The sequence below is a fragment of the Streptomyces sp. NPDC126497 genome, assembly GCF_040302425.1.
Classification (GTDB): domain Bacteria; phylum Actinomycetota; class Actinomycetes; order Streptomycetales; family Streptomycetaceae; genus Streptomyces.
Genome location: NZ_JBEORT010000120.1, coordinates 1 through 20,359, shown reverse-complemented (window position 1 = coordinate 20,359; position 20,359 = coordinate 1). Strand labels below are relative to the sequence as shown.

Annotated in this window: 17 protein-coding genes and 1 pseudogene; 7 read left to right on the top strand and 11 right to left on the bottom strand. The window is 74.3% G+C overall.

Annotation, left to right across the window (positions count from 1 at the left end; all coding sequences use genetic code 11):
- Positions 1 to 142 precede the first annotated feature (142 nt).
- The 4 genes from ABTY20_RS31390 to ABTY20_RS31375 form a co-directional block, all read right to left on the bottom strand.
- Positions 143 to 733: a hemerythrin domain-containing protein gene (locus tag ABTY20_RS31390; protein ID WP_352000535.1), complete on the bottom strand. Its 591-nt coding sequence runs from the start codon at positions 731 to 733 to the stop codon at positions 143 to 145.
- 11 nt (positions 734 to 744) lie between these two features.
- Entirely contained in the window at positions 745 to 1,944 is a 1,200-nt protein-coding gene (locus tag ABTY20_RS31385) for a hypothetical protein (RefSeq protein ID WP_352000534.1), read from the bottom strand.
- Positions 1,945 to 2,093: 149 nt separating this feature from the next.
- Positions 2,094 to 2,885 (bottom strand): polysaccharide deacetylase family protein, encoded by a 792-nt coding sequence (locus ABTY20_RS31380; RefSeq protein WP_352000533.1) that lies wholly within the window; start codon positions 2,883 to 2,885, stop codon positions 2,094 to 2,096.
- Between the two features lie 56 nt (positions 2,886 to 2,941).
- On the bottom strand, positions 2,942 to 3,844 hold the full coding sequence (locus tag ABTY20_RS31375) for a DMT family transporter (protein ID WP_352000532.1): 903 nt from the start codon (positions 3,842 to 3,844) through the stop codon (positions 2,942 to 2,944).
- Between the two features lie 351 nt (positions 3,845 to 4,195).
- On the opposite strand from ABTY20_RS31375, the gene ABTY20_RS31370 reads away from it, so the two are divergent.
- Positions 4,196 to 5,260 carry an MGDG synthase family glycosyltransferase gene (locus tag ABTY20_RS31370; RefSeq protein ID WP_352000537.1) on the top strand — a complete coding sequence of 355 codons (1,065 nt, stop codon included), beginning with the start codon at positions 4,196 to 4,198 and terminating at the stop codon, positions 5,258 to 5,260.
- A gap of 41 nt (positions 5,261 to 5,301) precedes the next feature.
- On the opposite strand, the gene ABTY20_RS31365 is transcribed toward ABTY20_RS31370, so the two are convergent.
- Positions 5,302 to 6,138 (bottom strand): YhjD/YihY/BrkB family envelope integrity protein, encoded by an 837-nt coding sequence (locus tag ABTY20_RS31365; protein WP_502991932.1) that lies wholly within the window; start codon positions 6,136 to 6,138, stop codon positions 5,302 to 5,304.
- A gap of 38 nt (positions 6,139 to 6,176) precedes the next feature.
- The gene (locus ABTY20_RS31360; RefSeq protein ID WP_352000531.1) at positions 6,177 to 6,926 is read right to left on the bottom strand and encodes a hypothetical protein; all 750 of its coding nucleotides are present in this window, start codon (positions 6,924 to 6,926) and stop codon (positions 6,177 to 6,179) included.
- 112 nt (positions 6,927 to 7,038) lie between these two features.
- Here ABTY20_RS31360 and ABTY20_RS31355 point away from each other — a divergent pair.
- Positions 7,039 to 7,299: pseudogene (locus ABTY20_RS31355) on the top strand (pyridine nucleotide-disulfide oxidoreductase); the annotation flags it as partial.
- A 142-nt stretch (positions 7,300 to 7,441) separates the two neighbouring features.
- On the opposite strand, the gene ABTY20_RS31350 reads toward ABTY20_RS31355, so the two are convergent.
- Positions 7,442 to 10,267, bottom strand: coding sequence for a SpoIIE family protein phosphatase (locus tag ABTY20_RS31350; RefSeq protein ID WP_352000530.1), 2,826 nt, complete (start codon positions 10,265 to 10,267; stop codon positions 7,442 to 7,444).
- A gap of 100 nt (positions 10,268 to 10,367) precedes the next feature.
- On the opposite strand from ABTY20_RS31350, the gene ABTY20_RS31345 reads away from it, so the two are divergent.
- The gene (locus ABTY20_RS31345) at positions 10,368 to 10,913 is read left to right on the top strand and encodes a 2'-5' RNA ligase family protein (RefSeq protein WP_352000529.1); all 546 of its coding nucleotides are present in this window, start codon (positions 10,368 to 10,370) and stop codon (positions 10,911 to 10,913) included.
- Between the two features lie 98 nt (positions 10,914 to 11,011).
- On the opposite strand, the gene ABTY20_RS31340 is transcribed toward ABTY20_RS31345, so the two are convergent.
- The 4 genes from ABTY20_RS31340 to ABTY20_RS31325 all read right to left on the bottom strand — a co-directional run bounded on the left by ABTY20_RS31340 (position 11,012) and on the right by ABTY20_RS31325 (position 16,670).
- Positions 11,012 to 11,218, bottom strand: coding sequence for a hypothetical protein (locus ABTY20_RS31340; RefSeq protein WP_352000528.1), 207 nt, complete (start codon positions 11,216 to 11,218; stop codon positions 11,012 to 11,014).
- 221 nt (positions 11,219 to 11,439) lie between these two features.
- Positions 11,440 to 11,709, bottom strand: a complete 270-nt coding sequence (locus tag ABTY20_RS31335) for a hypothetical protein (protein WP_352000527.1) — start codon at positions 11,707 to 11,709, stop codon at positions 11,440 to 11,442.
- Between the two features lie 504 nt (positions 11,710 to 12,213).
- Positions 12,214 to 12,510: an STAS domain-containing protein gene (locus ABTY20_RS31330; RefSeq protein WP_352000526.1), complete on the bottom strand. Its 297-nt coding sequence runs from the start codon at positions 12,508 to 12,510 to the stop codon at positions 12,214 to 12,216.
- Complete coding sequence (locus tag ABTY20_RS31325) at positions 12,510 to 16,670, bottom strand: SpoIIE family protein phosphatase (RefSeq protein ID WP_352000525.1); 4,161 nt, start codon at positions 16,668 to 16,670, stop codon at positions 12,510 to 12,512. Before ABTY20_RS31325 ends, ABTY20_RS31330 begins: the two co-directional genes overlap by 1 nt.
- Positions 16,671 to 16,934: 264 nt before the next feature.
- On the opposite strand from ABTY20_RS31325, the gene ABTY20_RS31320 reads away from it, so the two are divergent.
- The 4 genes from ABTY20_RS31320 to ABTY20_RS31305 all read left to right on the top strand — a co-directional run bounded on the left by ABTY20_RS31320 (position 16,935) and on the right by ABTY20_RS31305 (position 20,223).
- Positions 16,935 to 18,251 (top strand): PP2C family protein-serine/threonine phosphatase, encoded by a 1,317-nt coding sequence (locus ABTY20_RS31320; RefSeq protein ID WP_352000524.1) that lies wholly within the window; start codon positions 16,935 to 16,937, stop codon positions 18,249 to 18,251.
- Positions 18,248 to 18,607, top strand: a complete 360-nt coding sequence (locus ABTY20_RS31315; RefSeq protein WP_352000523.1) for an STAS domain-containing protein — start codon at positions 18,248 to 18,250, stop codon at positions 18,605 to 18,607. Before ABTY20_RS31320 ends, ABTY20_RS31315 begins: the two co-directional genes overlap by 4 nt.
- Positions 18,608 to 18,766: 159 nt before the next feature.
- The gene (locus ABTY20_RS31310) at positions 18,767 to 19,660 is read left to right on the top strand and encodes an MEDS and STAS domain-containing protein (protein WP_352000522.1); all 894 of its coding nucleotides are present in this window, start codon (positions 18,767 to 18,769) and stop codon (positions 19,658 to 19,660) included.
- Between the two features lie 200 nt (positions 19,661 to 19,860).
- Positions 19,861 to 20,223, top strand: a complete 363-nt coding sequence (locus ABTY20_RS31305) for an ATP-binding protein (protein WP_352000521.1) — start codon at positions 19,861 to 19,863, stop codon at positions 20,221 to 20,223.
- The last annotated feature ends 136 nt before the right edge of the window (positions 20,224 to 20,359 follow it).

Here is a 20,359-nt window from a genome sequence, read left to right as displayed (position 1 = left end):
GCGCCGGGCGCGCGGCACCGGCGGCCGCGCGCCGCCGGCCCCGGCGGGGGCGCACCACCTCGACCACCCCGAAAACCGCCCATGTTCGGACACTACGCCCAACACGTCGCGGCGGCATCCAGGTGCCGCGGCGGCGCCGGGCTCACTCCTTTCCCATGGCCCGGCGCACCGCGTCCTTGGTGCGGTCCATGAGCGCGGCGACCGGACCGAGCGCCATGTTGGCCGCCCCGGACTCGACACCCGGGTGCGGACGCGTGGGCGCCATGGCCTCGGCGGCCTTGATGGCCTTGGCCATGGTGGCGAGCCGGGCGGCGTCGGCGCTGCGGTAGATGTGGGTGAACTCGTAGCGCTCCTCCGCCCTGGCGTGCTCCTGGACGTCCTTGCGCAGCATGCGCAGCTGGGGCATGAACTTCGGGTCGTCGGTGTCCATCCCGTCCAGGGCGGTGAGGGTCTCCTTGGCCGCCCGCTCCTCCGCGAGACGGTCCTCGACGACCTGCTCGCCGCCCGGCAGCGCCCGCCGGGCGAAGGGGTGCACGACCTCCTCCTCCGCGGTCTCGTGCACGGCCAGCAGCCGTACCAGTCGGCGGAACGCGTCGCGGCGCTCCTCGCCGGTGGCGGCCTCGACCTCGTCGAAGAGGTTGCGGATGTCACCGTGCTGGCGCTTGAGCAGGGCGACGACGTCGTCGTCCGCGGCGCGGTCGTCGCCGGCGTGGGGCGTGTGCGGTTCGGACATGGCGGCGCCCCTCACTTCTCGCGCATCGCGGGGTCGGGGTGCTCGCCCTCGGTCTGGACGCGGTACTCACGGCCGAACATGTCGTCGTGCTCGGCCATCACCCGGTCGCTCGGCGGCGCCTCGCCGCCGTGGAGGGTCTCCTGCATCCGCTCGAACCGCTCGTGCGCCTCGCGCACGTACCCGGCGCCCAGCGTGGTCAGGTCCATCTGGGTGTCCAGCAGCTCGCGCAGGTACTGCTTGTTCGGCTCGAAGGTCAGCACGTTGGGCAGCTCGGGCGCGAGGACCTCCTGCGGCTCCCGGCCGTCGTGCCGGCGCATCAGGTCGCAGGCGGTGTGCAGGTGCTCCAGCTCCATGTTCAGGTGCAGCTCCCAGACCGCCTTCACCTTCGGGTCGCTCTCCTGCTCCATGAAGGAGTGGTACAGGTAGCACTCGTTGTACTCGTGGTTGACCAGCTGCTCCCACCAGGTCTCGCCGGGGTCCACGAGGGACTCGTAGTGGGTGACGTGCTCCTCCTCGATCAGCCCGATCTCCTGGTACAGCTGGCGGGCGATCGGCTCCATGTAGGTGGGGCCGGTGTTCATGTAGAAGTTCATCGTCTGCTGCTCCGTCGACATGATCGTCAGCGCGTGCAGCTTCGACAGCGGGTTGGTCTCGTCCTTGGCGTACGGGTCGCGGACGTTGTCGACCGGATCGCGATGGTGGAACCGCGTGGGACGGCCCGGCATGACCTCGGTCAGGTTGTCGACGATCGACTCGGCCTTGCGGTGCTCGATCATCTCGTACAGGTTCGCGTACCGGTACAGGTGGTCGAAGTCCTCCAGCACCCCGAACTGGTAGGCCTGCTTCAGGTACGGGTCCGGCTCCATCCGGGCCACCCACGCCGTCAGGTCGACCGCGACCTGTTCGTAGGCGATCGTCGTCTCCAGCACCGACGAGACCCCCGGGAGCAGCCAGTTGACCACCTTCTGCTGCTGTGCCTCGATGTAGCGCACCTGGGCCAGCTGCCGCTTGATCTCGGGGTCGGCCGTGTGCCGGGCGAGCTGGTGGCTGAACAGGATCGCCTCCACCTCGATCCCGTTCATCGTGATGATCCGGCACCGGGTGTACGGATCACCCCGGTCCGGATCGACCGGCTCCACGTTCAGCTCACGCCAGCTGCGCAGTTGCCGGTCGAGCGGGATGCCCCGCTGCTCGAGCGGATTGAACGTCATGGGAAGGCCTCCTGGGGGCGAGGGAATCGCGAACCGGCGGGGTACCCCGCCGCGCGCGGAGGGCACCGGTTCACCACCGCAGTCTGTCCGTCGGGGGCGAATTCCGGCCACCGCTCAGGGCCGGCGGCCGCGTTCTTCCTCCTGATGGGTCAGCCGATATGACAACCGGGCCGGAGTGTGGCCGGGCGGCCGGCCGGTGCCGGGGGCAGCCCGTGGTCGGTGAGCGGGCCGACCGACAGGCCCGCCTCCCGGCAGCCGGCCACGATGCCGGGAAGGGCGCCCAGCGCGGCCCGCCAGCAGCCCGGGGCCGACATCCCGTCCGTGTCGTGCAGGAGGACGGTGCCGCCGCCGCGCAGACCGTCCGTGACGGCCGAGCGCACCGACGCCGGGGTGGCCCCGGCCGTCCAGTCCCGGCCCCAGACGGTCCACAGCACCGGACGCAGACCCGCCGTACGTGCGGCGGCCCAGCGCCCGGAGGTGAGGATGCCGTAGGGCGGGCGGTACCAGAGGGGGTGTCCGCCGGTCAGCTCCCGCACCGCGTCGGCCGCCCGCAGCAGGGCACGCACGTCGTCCGCGGGGGCCGGCAGCCAGGGACGGTCGTGGCTCCAGCCGTGCACGGCCAGTTCGTGCCCGCGGCGGACGGTCTCGCGGGCCACGGAGGGATGCCGTACGACGCGGTCGCCCAGGACGAAGAAGGTCGCCCGAACCCCGAGTCCCTCCAGCGCGTCGAGGAAGCGCGGGGTGGACTCGGGGTCGGGTCCGTCGTCGAAGGTCAGCGCGACGTGGACGGGGTGTCCGACGCCGGCGAGGCGCGGGAAACGGCGGCGCACCGCGGGCAGCCAGGTCGCGGCGGGGGCGATGTGCGCCGCGGCGACGAGGGCCGGAGCGGCCAGCACGGCCCCCGCCCGCCGGGCGGGGGGAAGACCGGGGGACAGGGGCATCGGCTTGCGACTCCTTTCCGCGCGGGCCGGTCGCTCCGGAGCGCCGGCCGGGGCGCCTACGGCACCGGTCGGGACGCGTCGGCGCCCGGACCCCGCGACACCGCGTCCCAGCTTCCGGAGACCGACGGGGCACGGGCCAGTCCGACGGTCCCCGCCCCCATGAGCGCCACGCCGAGCACCGCCGGCACCACCCGCACACCGAGCGTGACCTGCTCTCCGAACAGCGCCCACCCCAGCGCCACGCCCGTCAGCGCGTCACCGAGCGTCAGCGCGGGCTGGGACGCCGCCAGCGTCCCGGCCCGGAACGCGCCCTGGAGCAACAGGAAGGCGACGCCCCCGGCGGCGGCGGTGGCGTACAGGGGCCACGTCCCCAGCACGGCGCCCGGACCGTCCGGAATCCTGCCGGTCACCTCCTTGAGCAGCGCCGCCGTCAGGGAGAACGACACGGCGGACGCCAGCCCCAGCAGCCCCGCGCGGGGCGCGCCCCGTACCGCGCGGGCCGTCACCACCAGCGCCACCACGGCACCCAGCACCGCCCCCGCGGTCATGAACCACCGCCCCGCCGAGGCCGTGGACCGGCCGGCCGTGGGAGCGACCGAGATCAGGAACACCGCGAGACCGGCCGCCAGGGCGACGAACGCCAGCCAGGTCCTGCGGTCCGGACGACGGTGGAAGACCACGCTGCCGACGACGAGGGTGAACAGCAGCTCGGTGGCCATCAGCGGCTGGACCAGCGCGAGACTGCCCACGCCCAGGGCCGCCGCCTGCAGGACCGTCGACAGCGCGAGCATCCCGGCCCCGGCCACCCAGGAGGGACGCCGCAGCACCTTCCCGAGCCAGCGGACGGCCTGGCGCGCGCCCACGCCGCCCTCCGGTTCGTCCGCCGCGGCCCGCCGTTGCAGCACCGAGGCCGCGGCGTTGGACAGCGCCGCCAGCAGGGCCAGGACGACGACCAGCACGCCGTGTCGCCGTTCAGCCGGACACGGCGGCGAGTCGCCGGTACGGGCCCGGCGCCGCCACGGACGTCCGGGGGAACGGCACGTCGGCCGTGCCGGCGGGGGAGGCGTGGGACATGGGCTGCACCTCGGATACCAGGGTGAACGTCCCGGGGACCGCCGTCCGCGGCCGCTCCCGGGGTTCGTCGGGGAGAGCACCCCGGAGTATCCCCGCTCCGGCCGCCGAAACGTGCGGGAGCGCGTTTCACCGGCGCGGCGCGGGAGACACACCACCCCGTGCACCCACTCTCCTCGGTACCCCGCCGGTCCGCGCCGGCGGACGGCGGGCTGAGCCTGCTGATCGTCAGCGCGAGCATGGGAGCCGGCCACGACACGGTGGCCCGCGAACTCGCTCGCCGCGCCCGGGAGCAGGGCCACGACGCGCGGGTCGTGGACCTCCTGCGGCTGCTTCCGTACGGTCTGGGGACCGGGCTGCGCCGCTCCTACCGGTCATCGGTGCGTCACTTCCCCTGGATGTACGCGGGCCTCTACCGGGCGCTGCTGCGTCCCGGCCCGCGGCGTCGGCCCAGCGGCGTCCCCCTCGCCCGGCTGGCGGCCCGCCGTCTGACGGAGCTCGCGGAGCACACGGGGGCCGACGTGGTGGTCCCCGTCTTCCACCTGGCCGCCCAGCTGACCGGCCACCTGAGGGCCCGGGGAGGGCTGAGGCCACCGAGCGCCGTCCTCGTGACCGACTTCGCCGTCCACCGGCAGTGGCTCCACCCCGGCAACGACCTGTACCTCTGCCTCACCGACGACGTCGCGCGGGAGGTGGGCCGGTGCGTCCCGGTGCCCGTCGAGACGACCGGACCGGTCGTGGCACCCGGCTTCCTCGCGCCGGCCGCCGCAGCGGCGTCATGGCGGCGGCGCTTCGAGGCATGCGCCCCCGGACGCCCGCCGGTCGTGCTGTCGGCCGGCGCCTGGGGCGCGGCCTCGGAGCTGGAGGGGACCGCCCGGCTGCTCGCCGGCGCCGGCTTCCTCCCGGTCGTGCTGTGCGGCCGCAACGAACGCCTGCGGACCCGGCTGGCCGGCCTGCCGGGCACGCTCGTCCCGGACTGGGTCACCGACATGCCCGGCCTGCTGTGCGCGGCCCGCGTCCTGGTCGACAACGCCGCGGGCCAGACCGCCGTACAGGCACTGGCCTGCGGGCTGCCCGTGGTGGGCTACCGTCCACTGCCCGGCCACGGTGCGGAGGGGGTACGCCGGATGGCGGCGCTCGGCGTCTCGGAGACCGCCGCGGACGCCGCCGCCCTGCTGCGCGCGCTGCGAAGGCTGTCGGCGGACGGCGCGTACCGGGAGCACCGGATCGCCCGCGGGCGGCGGCTCTTCCGGGAGGACGCGCTGGCCCGGGTGACCGCGCTCGCCGGCATGTCCTCCGAGTGACCGGGACCGGGGCGCCGACGCACCGGGAGCCGCGGCCCGCGTCAGCCGTCGCCGGTCGGCCGGGTCCCGGGGGGCGGGGGCGGGGGCAGGCCGTCGGTGAACCGGTGCCCGTGATGGTGGAGGAGCCAGCGGCCGAACAGGGCACCGCCGAAGATGACGAACCCCACGCCGATGAGCCAGGACTCGACGATGAGGACGACGCCGACGGTGCCGTAGCTGATCGCGTTGTCGACGATCAGCGGGGTGAAGACGAAGTAGGAGAAGCCCCGCAGGCCGATCAGGCCCGCCATGGTGGCGATCGCGCCCGGCAGCAGATGCCACCAGCCGATCTGGCCGCCCAGCAGGAAGCGCTGCCCCCACCAGAAGAACAGCACGCCGGTCACCAGCGAGACGGTGATCCGCTCCGGCCCGTGCATGGCGTCGCGGGTCAGCACCTCCTGGTAGAGGTACGCGGTCAGGGCGCACAGCCAGGTCGCCTGCCGCCAGATCCGGTGCCACGGTCCCGGCTGCAGGTTCCACATCCGCTCGTAGCCGTTCTGGACGCTCCCGCCGAACGGGATGCCGAACGCGGCGAGGGCCAGCACACCCCACACGCTGGTGGTGCCGATCACCTCGCGCGGCGGACTGATGATCTCCGCGAGGACCTGCGCGGAGCGGCCGGACAGCCCCATGCCGTCCGCCAGCCAGGCCGCGAAACCGCCCCGCCCGAGCGGATCGGCGGCGGCGATCACGATGAGCAGGGGCGCCAGCGTGACCAGTGCCAGCGTGGCGAAACCCATGGCCCTGTGCATCAGTTCGATGTCACGGCCGCGCCGCATCAGGGTGTGGGCGCCCAGCCACTCCCATCCGTGCCGGAGCGCGCGCAGGCCACGCCTCACGGTGCGCTCCTTCGTCGGCTCGCGTACACGCACCTGTGTCACCCGTCGGCAGGCGGGACAAACCTGGGCGGGGGAAGGGTGCTCCTGTCCCGGTGCGCACGGCGGACGGGAGGGGCCGGGCGCACCGGTCCCGAGCGTCGCCCTTCGGCCGGGTCCCGAAACACGGTCTGGTCCGCGTGCGGGATCCCGGTCCGCCCCGCGGGTGACGCCGGACGCCGGCCGGTTGCGCTCCGGGCCGGGACCGGCCCCGCCGACAACCCGGCGGCCGCGCACAGCAGCAGCCCCAGGACGAGAGGGAGGGCGGCGGCGGTGAGCAGCCCACCGGCTGTGCCGGACACGGCACCCGGCACGAGCCGTTGCCGCCGGTTCACCGCCTGCGGCAGCTGGGCCAGGCCGATGTCGTAGGTACCGGACCGCTCCAGGTGCGAGGCCAGGCTGCGGATCCATCGGGCGCTGCGCCGGGGGTCCCAGCCGCAGGACCGGTCGCCGCGGATGTGCAGGGCCCGGAAGCAGGCGTCCAGCAGTGCACCGCACGGGTGGCCCCGGACGTCGTCCGCGGTCCTGAAACGACGTCGGTCGAGCAGCTCCGCGGGATCACTGCCGGGCCGGTCGTAGACGTCGCGCATGAGGCTGATGAACCACGGGTTGCGCGGGACCTGCCGCAGATGGTCCGGCAGGTCCCGCGGCGCTGTCCCGAACGCGCTCCAGCGGACTCGGCCGGCCTGCGTGCCGCCCGTCAGGTGGGCGAGCGCGTCCACGGCGGTGCCGGCCCGGGCCCGGGCCGTCACCGCACCACGGAGCGGACCGCCGCGTGCCAGGAGTTCGGCGTGGCGCCCGTCGCGGCACGTCAGTACGGAGGGCAGGCCGCCCCAGGCGGCACCGACCCCGTCATCGGCGAACTCGTCACGACCGGTGGCCGCCGCCTGGGACCTGGCCGTCGGCCAGGACGCCCTGTACCCGGGAGCCGCCGCGACCCGGCCCAGCGGCGCGGAGCGCGTCCTCGCGCGCTTCGTCGACAAAGCGGTCGAGACCGGCGCGCGCAATCCGCGCGCCATGGCGGCGCTGCTGGACGTCATGAGCCTGGAGAAACCCGCGACCCGCCTGCTCTCGCCGGACATGCTCGTCGGCCCCAGGAGGCCGCAGCGGAGCGGAAGAGCGCTCTGCCGTAGCCGGACGGTTCCCGTGCCCCGGCGGGACCGGCGGGGCCGTGCCGGGCGGCGGCACCGGAGCGGCGGGGCGGAACGCGGCGGAGCGCTCCTCCGCTCCGCCTTCCGTCCGACCGTCCTTCCGGCCGGGGACGTGGTCAGCCGAGGTCGTCGAACATGGCCAGCAGCGCCTGCTCGTCCGGCTCCGGCACGGACCGCTCCGGCTGCGGCAGCTGCTCGGCCCACACCGTCTTGCCCTGCGGCATGTAGCGGGCGCCCCAGCTGCTGGTGAACTGCGCCACCAGGTACAGGCCGCGCCCGCCCTCCTCGGTCATGGCCGCGCGCCGGATGCGCGGAGAGGTGTTGCTGCGGTCGGAGACCTCACAGATCAGGGAGTCGTCGCGCAGCAACCGCAGACCCACGGGCCCCTGGCCGCCGTACCGTACGGCGTTGGTGACCAACTCGCTGACCACCAGCCCGGTGTTGAAGTCCAGCTCCGACATGCCCCAGGCGGCGAGCTGGTCGCGGGTCACCGCCCTGGCCCGCGCCACGACCGAGGGGTCGGACGGGAACTCCCAGCTCGCCACCCGGTCCTCGGGCAGCGCGTGCACACGGGCCAGCAGGAGGGCCACGTCGTCGTGCGCGCCGCCGGGCCGGAGGGCGTCCGCGACCCGGTCGCAGATGTCCTCCAGCGCCGGACCGCCGCGTCCCAGCGAGGCCAGCAGCTGTCCGGTGCGCACGTCGGTGTCCCCGTAACCGCGGTCCTCCTTGAGCAGGCCGTCGGTGTACAGCGCCAGCAGACTGCCCTCGGGCAGGTCGACGGCGGCGGACTCGTACGGCTGGAGCCCGCCGAGCCCGAGCGGGGGACCGCCCGGCAGGTCGACCAGCCGTGCCCGCCCGCCCGGCGTCAGCACGGCGGGCGGCGGATGCCCGGCCCGCGCGGCCGTGCAGCGGCACGACACCGGGTCGTACACCGCGTACAGGCAGGTCGCCCCCGTCGCCGGGTCCTGTTCGTCGGCCGATTCGTCGGGAGTGCGGCTGACCAGGTCGTCCAGGTGGGCCAGCACCTCCTCGGGCAGCAGGTCCAGCCCGGCCAGCGTCCGCACCGCCGTACGCAGCCGGCCCATGGTCGCCGCCGCCTGCAGACCGCTTCCGGGCACGTCCCCGACGACCAGCGCCACGCGCGCCCCGGACAGCGGGATCGCGTCGAACCAGTCCCCGCCCACACCGGCCCTGGTGTCCGCGGGCAGGTAACGGGAGGCGAGTTCGGCGGCGCTCAGCCGGGGCAGGGCGTGCGGTAGCAGGCTGCGCTGCAGGGTCAGGGAGGCGTGGTGCTCCCGGCGGTAGCGGCGGGCGTTGTCCAGGCTGATCGCGGCACGGGCCGCCAGCTCGCCCGCCAGCGTCAGGTCGTCCTGCTCGTACGGCTTCGCCCTGCCCCGGCGGTAGAAGCCCGCCAGGCCCAGAACGGAGCCCCGCGCGGACAGCGGCGCGCCCAGGTAGGAGTGCACGCCCTCGCCGAGCAGGCCGACGGGGTGCGCCCGGCCGGCCGGCGACCCGGACAGGGCGGCGGTCGGCACCGAGTCCGTCACCGGCCGCCCGGTCTCCAGACACCGGGCCTGGGGCGTACCGGCGGGGTAGCCGGCCGGCCCGCCCACGTCACCGGCCGGGGCGTCGCGGGCGTCCTCGCCCGCCCAGACGGCCACCCGGCGCAGCGCCGCGTCGGGGCGCGGCCGTCCGGGCGGTGGCTCCTCGCCCGCCAGGACACATTCCAGCAGGTCGACGACGACCAGGTCGGCGAAGCGCGGCACGGCGATCTCCGCCAGTTCCTCCGCGGTGCGCCACATGTCCAGGGTGGTGCCGAGCCGTGTGCCCGCCTCGTTCAGCAGGGACAGCCGGCCGCGCGCCTCGGCGGCGAGCCGTCCCACGCCGGGCTCGCCGACCAGCAGCAGCCATGCGTCGGCCGGTCCGGCGGACTGCGGTTCCGCCGGGGCGCCGGGCGCGTCCGCCTCCGCCGCCACGGGGGAAGCGTCCAGGAGCGGCACACGGCGACCGTCGGGGGCGGCCGCGGTGGCCGGGCCCGGCGCCCCCGTGTCGCGGGGGCCCTCGAAGCTGACCTCCACCGCCGCGCCCTCCGCGTCGCCGTGGTGCAGCTCCCGGCGGCGCAGCACGGCCACGCGGTTGCCCCCGAGCGGCACCTCGGCGAACGCCTCGCAGTCCGAGGAGATCAGCTCGACGGCACGCTCCAGCAGGATCAGCCGCTCCTGCGAGGCCAGCAGGGGCGGCGGGCCGCCGTGCCGGGACAGCTCTCCCGAGCCGAGGTCCAGCTCGGCGTGCCCGCCGTGCTCCCTGGCCCGGCGGAAGGAGCGCATCAGCTCGAGTTCGCGGGACGCGCTCAGCTCCAGCAGGCGCTCCGCGATGCGCTCGGTGGCGTCCTGCAGGACCAGTGCCATGCCGGGATCGGCCAGCTCCCGGGGCACGGAGAGGTTGACCGCGCCCCGCACGGTGCCCCCCACCGGATCGCGCACCGGCGCGGCCACGCAGGTCAGGTTCTTGAGCCGGTGCAGGAAGTGCTCGTGGCCGACGACCATGAACGGCGCCCTGGTGCTCAGCACCATGCTGACGCTGCTGGTCCCCATGAACTGCTCGTCGACGTTGGCGCCCGGCACCAGGGAGGCGGCGTCCATCAGCTCCAGCCCCGCCGGGTCGCCCCGCCGGTCCACGATGTTCGCCCGTGAGTCGACCAGCGCCACGGTCACCGGCACGCCGGAGAACCGTTCGCAGAGGCGGTCCAGCACCGGCGCGGCGGCCCTGATCAGCCGGGAGTCGGGATCCAGGTCCCGCTCGACCGGCAGGGCGGCCCCCTCGCGGTCGATGCCGAGGGACTGCGAGCGCTGCCAGGAGGCGAGGATCTCCGGGCGTACTCCGGCGACCGGCTGGCTCCGGTCGCCGCGGCCACTGCCCGAGGGGGTCGGATACGGGTCCACAGAATCAGAGTAATCGGGCAAACAGGACATGTGCTCGGTCGTGAGCGGACCGGAGGGACACCTCCCGTGTGCCGGCCGCCCGCGGCCCTAGGCTGGCGTCGTGCGCACCGTGGAACTGCTGCCCGACACCGCCACCGAGACGTACGTCCGGGAGGTGTGGCGCGTGATGGCCGCCGCGGGACTGCCCAGCCTCGCGGCACACCGGCACCCGACCAATCGGCCCCATGTGACCCTCGCGACGTGCGAGGACCTCCCGCCCTCGGCCGGGGAGGAGCTCGCCGCGCTCCTCGACGGCGGGCTGCCCGTCCCGTTCCGGCTGGACGGGCTGCTGCGCTTCGACGGGCGCACCCGCGCGCTCGCCTGGCGCGTCACCGAGGACGCGGAGGTCCTCGAACTGCACCGGCGGGTGTGGGAGGTGCTCGCCGCCACCGCCGGCCGGCTCAACCCGCTGCACGCTCCGGGCCGCTGGATCCCGCACGTGACGCTGGCCCGGTCGCGCCGCGCCTCGGCGCACTGGCCCGACCGCCTGCTGCCCGCCGCGCTGCGCGAACCCCGGGAGGCGGCCTTCACCGGCGCGCGCAGCTACGACTCCGTGACGCGCACGGTCGAGGGCCTCGGCGGTGAGGTCCATCCGCCGGCCTGCTGAGGAGGCGGCGGCCCCGCGCGGCGGACGGCGCGCGGGCGGCCGGGAGAGCTCCTCCGGCGTACCGGGCCGGACCGGCTCCCTCGAGGCCGGGGGCGTCGTCAGCCGACGCTGTTGCGCAGCCGGGTGACGGCGGTCTGCAGGGCGTCGAAGGCCTGCTCCTCGTGACGCGGCGTCGCGCGTGCCGTCGGGAACAGGCTGTCGCGGGCCGCCCGGGCCCGGGCGTAGGCGTCGAAGCGGGTGACGACCTCGGCGACGAGGTCGAGGGGCGGGGGAGAGGGGGCGTGGGGTCGGTCCTGATGCGGCATGGCGGGTCATTTCGTGGCGGGGAGGGACAGGACCCGGGCGCCGAGCACGGTGCCGCGCAGGTCGCTGTGGACCGTACGCGGACGCACCGGCGCGTCGCAGTCCACCGGGTCGGCAGCCTGGCGTGCCGCCAGATTGCCGGAACCGGGCATGGCGCAGCGCGCGACCGGCCTGACGCAGGCCGATCCGCCGCGGGGGACCCGTGCCCCGCGCGGACACGGGGTCAGGGCCGGGAGGGGGTCGGGGAGACGATGTCCCTCCCGCGCCCGTCGTGGAGGGTGACGCCGTCGACGGTGAGGTCCTCGTGGAGGGGGACGTCGGCGTACCCCACGCCCCGATCGGGCGTGCCGGGAAGCCGCGCCGGCGAGGCGGTCACCCTGCCGTCGCCGGTGTCGACGACGACGCGGCCGGCGCCTGCGCCGGCGTGACGGCCTGTGCCGCGCCCGGCACCCCCCGCCGGCGCGACCGCGACGGCGGTCACGCACGTGTTCATCACCCCCATCCGTGTCACGGATGGGGGACTCCGGATCGTTCCGGTCGGACGGGGTGGAGGACGCCTCTCCACCCCTTGTGACGCCGCCCGCTCCGCATTCCGACGACACGGTCCCCGATCGATTGCCGGAAGGCCGCCGAACGCGGCTCCTCCGGCGCGGGTCGGCCCGGGGCGGGCGACGCGGGTGTGCCGACCTCGTCCACGGTGCGGGCGGCGAGCCGGAGCCGGTCGTCCGGAAGTCCTCGACGCGCGGTACGGGCGGGCAGTCGAGGCGGAGCGCGCCCGGGCGGCTCCTCCCGGGCGGCGGCACGCGGGGTGCCGCGGGCGGGGAACCGGGTTCCCCCTCACGTCCCCGGCCGGGGACGGCCAGGACGTGGAGGACGCGACGGCGCCCGTGTCACCCGGGAGGGCGGAGGGAGCAGGCCCCGGCCGGCCGGTCCCGCGGCTGACCGCGCCGCAACCGGTACGCCGGCCCGGGACGCGCCCCGGGCCGGAAGGAAGCCGTCAGTCGGTGTCCGCTCCGTGCACGGTGGTCAGATCGGCGAGTCCGGAGACTTCCAGCACGGGTACCAGCAGCGGGGCGGCGATCAGCTCGATGCGGTCGGCGTGGCGGAAGAGGACGCTCAGACCGGCGCTGTCGAGGTACTCGACGGCGGTGAGATCGAGGACGAGCGGGCCCTCCGTGGCCTCGATCGCGGTGGCGAGCGTGTCGGTGTTGCTCATGTCGATCTCACCGACGGCTGTCAGCTGGGTGACACCATCGGACCGTCGACTGGGAGTCAAGGTCAGCAGCGTAGTCATCAGGCGATCCTCGTGTGCATGTCGACGGTGGTGCCGGCGGCGCCGGAGGTGATGGTGACCTGGTGCATCAGCGCCCGCATCAGCGCCACGCCACGGCCACGGTGGCTGTTGGCCTCGGGCTGGGGCGTCTTCCAGCGGCCGGTGTCGGCGACGGTGAGGCGCAGGTCGTCGACCAGTGCCTCGGCGCGCAGCCGGACGGTGTCACCGGGGGCGTCCCGGTGGCCGTGCTCGATGGCGTTGGCGCATGCCTCCCCCGCCGCCACCAGCACGTTCTGGACGGTGTGCGGAGGGAGTTCGCACTGGGCGAGCCAGCTGCGCAGAGCCTTGCGGACCGGCGCCAGCTGCGCGGATTCGGCGGGGAAGGCCATGTCCAGCGGTGCCGGGTGCCGGTACAGCAGGAGCGCCACGTCGTCGTCGTAGCCGTCGGCGGGCGCCAGCCGCGTCATGACCTGGGTGGCGAGGTCGTCGACCGCGGCGTCGCGGCCTGCCTGGACGGCTTCGCCGACCTGGTCGATGCCGGCCGTCAGCGGGCGGCGCCGGCGTTCCACCAGGCCGTCGGTGTACAGCAGGAGGGTGGCGCGGGCGGGCACGGTGCAGGTGCCCTCGGGGCGGTCCCGGCCCGGACGCACGGCCAGCGGCACCGAGCGCCCCTCGTCGAGGAGGACGGTGGTGCCGTCGGGGTGGGTGAGGATGCCCGGCGGGTGTCCGGCGCTGGAGTAGGTGAGACCGCCGGTGTCCGGGTCGAGGACCCCGCAGAACACGGTGGTGCAGATGGCGCCGGGGACGCCGGCGGCGAAGTGGTCCAGGGCCATCAGGGTCTGCGCGGGGCTGGAGTCCTGGAGCAGCAGGGCGCGGCAGGCACTGCGCAACTGCCCCATGACGGTGGCGGCTTCGAGACCGCGCCCGACGCAGTCGCCGACGACGATGCCGATGCGTCCGTCCTGGAGCCGGACGGTGTCGTACCAGTCGCCGCCGACCTCCAGGGGCCGGGTGGCCGGTTCGTAGCGGACGGCGAAGCCGTCGGGGAGATCGGCCGGGCCGAGGATGGAGCGCTGCAGGGCGAGTGCCGTCTCGCGCTGCTGGTCGATCTGATGGGCGCGGGACAGTCCCTGGGCGAGCTGACCGGCCAGCAGGGACAGCAGCAGCTGGTCCTCGTCGGTGAAGGGCCGGTGCTCACCGAGGTCGAGCCACACCACCATGGTCCCCTCGGGGTGGCCGACCGTGATGCCCGCTCCGGTGGCGTCGTCGACGGACGTCAGCAGGGGCCGGCCCAGCCAGGCCGACAGCTGCTCCCGGCGCCCGGCGGGCAGGTCCTGCCAGCGCAGGCCGGCCTCGGTCGCCGTCACCGACACTTCCCGGTCGGCGGTCGCGACGACGGCCAGCACGCGCTCGGCACGCCACAGGACCTTCAGCTCCTTCAGGGCGCCCTCGAGGGCCTCCGGCAGGCTGGTCGCCTGGGTCAGCCGCATGCTCAGGGCGGCCTGGGCGCTCTTGCGCTGGACGGCGTAGTGCTCGGCGGTGACGTCGCGGAAGGTCCCGACGGTCACCTGGCGTCCGGTGTCCGGGTCCTGCGCCTGGTTGAAGGCGGCCGTCACCCACAGCCGGTGCCCGTCCTGGTGTGTCACGGGAATGGTGTAGGAGCCCTTGGGATCGTTCAACAGCTGCGAGAAGGCCTCGTCGACCTCGCGGTGCGCGTCGGGCTCGGTCTCGGCGTCCGGCCACCAGGGGTGGATCGGCTGGTAGGGGAGGCCGTCGGGCCCGTAGCCGAGGATGTCGGCGAAGGCCGCGTTGATCTCGACGACGGCGCCGTTCTCGTCGCAGACGAAGAACGCCTCCTGCAGGGAGTCCACCAGCGCCTTGCGCCAGCGCGCCTGGTGGTTGCGCAGCCGCGCCAGCTCGACGTTGGCCCTCACCCGGGCGAGCAGTTCGGCCGCGGCGAACGGTTTGACCAGGTAGTCGTCGGCACCGGCCTGCAGACCCTCGATGGACTCCTCCTGCCCGGCCCGGGCGGACAGCAGCACCACCGGCACCGAAGCGGTCCGCGGATCGGTGCGCAGCGCCGCCACGAGACCGAGCCCGTCCAGACCCGGCATCATCACGTCGCTTATCACCAGGTCGGGAGCGTCGGCGCGGGCCGCCCGCAGCGCCGCCAGACCGTCCTCCGCGGTGCTCACCAGGTATCCGGCGCCCTCCAGGAGCCGCGTGAGGTACTCACGCATGTCGGCGTTGTCGTCGGCGACGAGCACCCGCGCCTGGACGACGGGAGCGGCGGCGTAGCCCGGCGGGCCGGCCGTCGTCGCCGGCGTGCGCGCGTCCGCGGGGACCTCGTCGGGCAGCCAGCGCAGCGCCTCCTGCACGTAGGGCTCCACGGTCGGCACCGCGCGGCCGTCCTGGGCGGGGACGAGGGCGCCGGGGGGCAGGTGGGACGTGCCGAACGGCAGGTGGATGGTGAAGCGGGTGCCCTCGCCCTCGGTGCTGTCGGCGGTGATCGTGCCGCCGTGCAGGCCGATCAGTTCCTTGACCAGGGCCAGCCCGATGCCACTGCCCTCGTTGGAGCGGGAGCGGACGTTCTCGATGCGGTGGAACCGTTCGAACAACCGCGGCATCTCCTGCGCGGGCACCCCGATGCCGGTGTCGGCGACGGTGACGACGGCATGCGCGTCCCGGGCCCGCACGGTGACGTCGACCGAACCCTCGAAGGTGAACTTCAGTGCGTTGCTCAGCAGGTTCAGCACCACCTTCTCCCACATTCCGCGGTCGATGTGCACCCGTTCCGGGAGCGGGGGGCAGTCGATGCGGAAGTCCAGGCCGGCCCTGTCGATGGCGGACCGGAACACGCTGGCCAGGTCGGCGGTGACCTGGGACAGGTCGACCGGCTCGTAGCGGGCCTGCATCCGGCCGGCCTCGATGCGGGAGAAGTCCAGCAGGGAGTTGACCAGCTTGCCCAGCCGCAGCCCGTTGCGGTGGACGGCCTCCAGTTCCTCCCGCACCTGGGCGTCGGCGTCCGCCAGCCGGGAGCGCAGCTCCTCCACCGGCCCCATGATCAGCGTCAGGGGGGTGCGGAACTCGTGGCTGATGTTCGAGAAGAAGGCCGTCTTGGCGCGGTCCAGTTCCGCGAGTTCCTCGGCCCGCCGCTGCTGCGCCTCGTAGCTGCGGGCACTGGCGATCCCGGCCGCGAGGTGACCGGCGGTGAGTTCGAGGAAGCCGCGGTAGGCGTCGTCCAGGGCTCGGTACCGGTTCAGGCCGGCCACCAGGAATCCGTAGGGCGTGCCGCCCTGTTGCAGCAGCGGCAGCACCAGCGCCTGTGAGGGCGGCTGCTGCCAGTCCCCGGCCGGCAGGACACCGGCGAACGGTGCGTCGTCGAGCGGCACCAGCACGGACTCGCCGTGCGTCAGCGGGGCCACGGGCCAGGCGCCGGATCCGTCGGCCGGCAGGACCGCGGGGGCGGCCGGATGGCCCGCGGCCAGTCCGGTGACGTCCGCCAGGCGGGCGGTGCCGTCGGTCTCCAGGAGGTACGTCAGCGTGAAGGGCAGGTCCCGCGTGTTCCGGGCCAGTTGCCGGTTGGCGAAGGTGAGCCACTCCTGTTCGGTGCGGACCACGCTGGGGTCGGAACCGAGGTCGCGCAGGGTCGCCATCCGGCGCTCGCCGATGACGCGCTCGGTGTCCTCGCTGACCACGCACAGCATGCCGACCACCGCGCCGGAGTCGTCGCGCAGCGGGCTGTAGCTGAAGGTGTGGTAGCTCTCCTCCGGGTAACCGGACCGTTCCAGGAAGAGCAGCAGCCCCTCGTCCCAGGTCGCCTCCCCCGTGGTCATCACGGTGTCGATGCGCGGGCCGATGTCGTCCCAGATCTCCGCCCACACCTCACTGGCCGACCGCCCCAGCGCCCACGGGTACTTGGCGCCCAGGGTGTCGCGCCGGTAGGCGGCGTTGCAGAAGAACGTCAGTTCCGGGCCCCACGCCATCCACATCGAGAACCGGGACGACAGCAGGATGCTCACCGCGGTCCGCAGACTCTGCGGCCACTGTTCCGGCGGCCCCAGCGGGGTCGCCGGCCAGTCCACCCGGGCGAGATCGGGACCGACCTCCTCGTCGGCGGTGAACACGCCTGCCCCGGGCGCCGCCACGATCCCGTGAGCGGCGTCTTCCGAACGCTCCACTGAACACCCTTTCCCTTGCGGCGCCCGGACGGGCAGCCGCGCCGTCGGCCCCGACCGACCCCGCCCCGCCGAGCGCCCGCCCCGTCCGAGAACAACACCGTGGGAGGACGAGCGGACTCGTCCCACCCCTGCCGTTGCCGTGGTCCGCGGGATCCGGGGGGACCGTCCGCCACGTGCGACGACTTCGTAGGATAGGCCAGTTGCCGGGCGCGTACCGACCGGCAGGCGAAGAGCGGGCCCGAGGACGAGGGACAGAAGGAGACGATGACGGTGAGCCCTGTGCGGACTGCCTCGGCGGTACCGGTCGCCGAGGAGGCGCGGCTGGCCGCCGTCCGTCGCTACCGGATACTGGACACGCCGCCCGACGGCGCCTTCGACCGGATCGCGTCCCTGGCCGCACGCCTCTTCGGCACGCCCATGGCCACCGTGACGATCGTCGACACCGACCGGGTGTGGTTCAAGGCCGCCCACGGCCTCGACGGCGTCACCGAGATCAGCCGAGAGCCGGCCCTGTGCGCCTCCGCCATCCTCCACGGCGAGCCCTACGTGGTGACCGACGCCGGCACCGATGCGCGCGCGCTCGCCGATCCCCTGGTCCGGGGGGAGTCGGGTGTCCGCTTCTACGCCGCCGCACCGATCACCACGGCGGACGGACAGCGCCTGGGCACCGTCAACGTCCTGGACACCCGCCCCCGCGAACCCACCGACGACCAGCTCGAAGCCCTGCAGGACCTGGCCGCCCTGGTCATGGACGAGCTCGAACTGCGACTGTCGGCCATGCGCACGATCGCAGCCGAGCGCGACCGGCGCGCCGAGGCCGAACGCCTCGCCCGGGCCCTGCAGCGCACCCTGCTGCCGCCCGCCCTGCCCGACGTGCCCGGCCTGCAGGCCGCGGCCGCCTACCACACGGCCTCCGCGGACGAGGTGGGCGGAGACTTCTACGACCTGTTCCCGCTGAACGACGGCCGGTGGGCGTTCTTCCTGGGTGACGTGTGCGGCAAGGGCGCGGACGCCGCCGCGCTGACCTCACTGACCCGCTACACCCTGCGTGCCGCCGCCATCTACGACCCGGACCCGTGCGCCGCGCTGGCCAACCTGGACACCGTCCTCAAGGGCGAGCACCAGGGCAGTGACCCGCGTTACTGCACGGCGGCCTTCGGCGTCCTGCAGCCCCTGCCCGACGGTTCCCACGCGATTACACTGGCCGGCGGCGGGCACCCCTCCGCCCTGGCCGTACGGGCGGACGGTTCCGTGGAGGCGATCTCCACGGCGGGCGGTCAGCTCGTCGGTATGCTGCCCGACCCACAGTTCGTGCAGACCACCACACGGCTGTGGCCCGGTGAGAGCCTTCTGCTGTACACGGACGGTCTCACGGAAGCACGTACCGTCGAGGGCACCATGCTCGACGAGGACGGACTCACCCGCCATCTGATCGCCACGGCTCCCCGCACGGCACACGAGCTGCTGCACTCGGTCGAGGCGCTGTTGCGGCAGCTGGGCGACGGTGTCAGCGACGACACCGCCTGCCTCGCCCTGTCCGTACCCGCACCCTCCACAACCCGCACTCAGGAGAATCGGTGATCGAGAACGAAGACCTCCTGGCGGTCACCCCCCGCCAGATCCCCTCAGGACCCCTCGTCCTGGAGGTCAGGGGTGAGCTGGACCACCACACCGCGCAGCTCCTGTCCCGGGCGGTCGACGACGCCCCCTTCGACGACAACGGCGTGGTCATCGACCTGTCCGGCCTGACCTACTGCGACTCCACCGGCATCACCGTGCTCATCGGCGCCTACCAGAGGTCGCAGGCCACCGGCGCTCCGCTCAGTCTGGCCGGCGTCAACCGGGACCAGATGCGGGTCTTCAGCGTCGTGGGGCTGGACCAGGTCTTCACGTTCCACCCCAGTACCGAGGCGGCCGTCGCGTCCTTGCGGAAGTGACCGGGGCCACTCGCCCCGGTTCTTCGCCCGGCCGGCGACGGACGCATCGTCAGCGGCCCGGACGGGGGGCTAGACTGCCCGGTACACATGTGTCCGGCAGTCAGGAGCGCGGGGGACGCCCTGACGGGCCGGAGGGGTGGGGAGGGGCTGAGGACCGCGGTGCTCACACGCGAGCGTACGGAACGGCCGGTCCGGGACGTGGACCACGGCGATCACCTGTGCCTGGCGTTCACCGATGACGACGAACGGCGCCGGGTCGTCACCGCCTATGTGTCCACCGGGCTCGAGCGCGGTGAGCGGATCATGTACTTCGCCGACCGGAGCGCCCCCGCGGACGTCGTCGGCTGGCTGAGCGCGTCCGGGACCGATCCAGGGCCCGCGCTGGAGAAGGGCCAGCTCGTGGTGACGACGGCCGACGAGAGCTATCTGGCAGCCGGTTCCTTCGACGCCGACGGCATGGTGACCGCCCTGCGGCACGAGGTCAGGGACTCGCTGGCAGCCGGCTACACCGGGTTCCGGGTGAGCGGCGAGATGAGCTGGGCGCTGCGCGCCGTCCCCGGCGCCGACCGGCTCGGCACCTACGAGACCGAGGTCAACACGGTCTTCGCCGGGCAGAGGGCGTCCGCCATCTGCCAGTACGACGCCCGGCTCTTCACCGCCGAACAGCTGGACGCCTTCGATCTGTGCCACCCCGGAGCGGTCGAGGCGCAGCCACTCCACGACGACGGTGCCCTCCGGCTGATCCCGTCCTTCAGCGAGGGCCGCCGCACGCTGCGCGTGGTCGGCAGCGTGGACCACCGCACCACGCAGGCGCTCGCCGCGGCCCTGCGGACGGCACTGGCCTGGCCCGGCGACATCCGGGTGGACATGACGGACCTGGAGTTCATCGACCTCGCCGGGGTGCGGGTGCTGGTCCGGTGCGCGGAGGGGCTGGAGCCGGGCCGGCGGCTGCACGTGCGGGAGCTCGCGCCCCTTCTCTGCCAGGTGATCGGCATGGTCGGCTTCGACGAGACCGAGGCCCTGGTCGTCACCGCGCGGAAGGCCACCGTGTGACGGAGCCGTCCACCACGTCCCCGCCGCCCTCCCGGAACGGCCGCCCCGCCCGCCGAGCGCTCATCCACCGGAGCGACCACGGGCTCCCCGCCGCCACGGTGCCCTCCTGCCCGGAGGGAATCGCCGAGAACCGAGCGGGCCCGCCACGAGTCCGCCGTCGACAGCCGCTCGCACCCCCGACCGTGGAGGAGGACGCCGTCGTGCGTTTCGGAGCCGACCTGGCGGCCGTGCGCGCCGAGGTCGCCGGGACCGCTGCCCGGATGGGCCTGTCCGCGGACGGGACCCGACGCCTGGTGTTCGCGGTCAACGAGGTGGCCACCAACGCCGTTCAGCACGGCGGAGGCACCGGGCACCTCGTGGTCCGTCGCGCGGGCCGGCGCGTCGTGTGCGACGTCACCAGCACCGGCAGGAACACCTCCGGCTGGTATCTGGGCTGCCTTCCGCCCGACCCGGGGCAGGAGCGGGGCCACGGCATGTGGGTGGTGCGCCAGCTGTGCGACCTGTTCGAGGTGCACACCGGCGAGGACGGCACGACCGTACGCCTCCACATCAGCCTCGTGTGAGGGACCGGCCCGCGCGCCGGACGGGCGGGGGCCGGCGCGCGGGGCTAGGGCCTCTCGTTTGGATCATGTCGGCGTCGCGGGGCTTGGCACGCGCATCTGCCGCGTTGTCGTCAGTTGCCAACGCTCCGCGTTGGCG

What these genes read in the sequence shown, in the direction of transcription:
- ABTY20_RS31390 (WP_352000535.1), bottom strand. Translation starts at nt 733, where the DNA reads ATGTCCGAACCGCACACGCCCCACGCCGGCGACGACCGCGCCGCGGAC.
- ABTY20_RS31370 (WP_352000537.1), top strand. Translation starts at nt 4,196, where the DNA reads ATGGGAGCCGGCCACGACACGGTGGCCCGCGAACTCGCTCGCCGCGCC.
- ABTY20_RS31380 (WP_352000533.1), bottom strand. Translation starts at nt 2,885, where the DNA reads ATGCCCCTGTCCCCCGGTCTTCCCCCCGCCCGGCGGGCGGGGGCCGTG.
- ABTY20_RS31335 (WP_352000527.1), bottom strand. Translation starts at nt 11,709, where the DNA reads ATGAACACGTGCGTGACCGCCGTCGCGGTCGCGCCGGCGGGGGGTGCC.
- ABTY20_RS31340 (WP_352000528.1), bottom strand. Translation starts at nt 11,218, where the DNA reads ATGCCGCATCAGGACCGACCCCACGCCCCCTCTCCCCCGCCCCTCGAC.
- ABTY20_RS31320 (WP_352000524.1), top strand. Translation starts at nt 16,935, where the DNA reads ATGACGGTGAGCCCTGTGCGGACTGCCTCGGCGGTACCGGTCGCCGAG.
- ABTY20_RS31330 (WP_352000526.1), bottom strand. Translation starts at nt 12,510, where the DNA reads ATGACTACGCTGCTGACCTTGACTCCCAGTCGACGGTCCGATGGTGTC.
- ABTY20_RS31385 (WP_352000534.1), bottom strand. Translation starts at nt 1,944, where the DNA reads ATGACGTTCAATCCGCTCGAGCAGCGGGGCATCCCGCTCGACCGGCAA.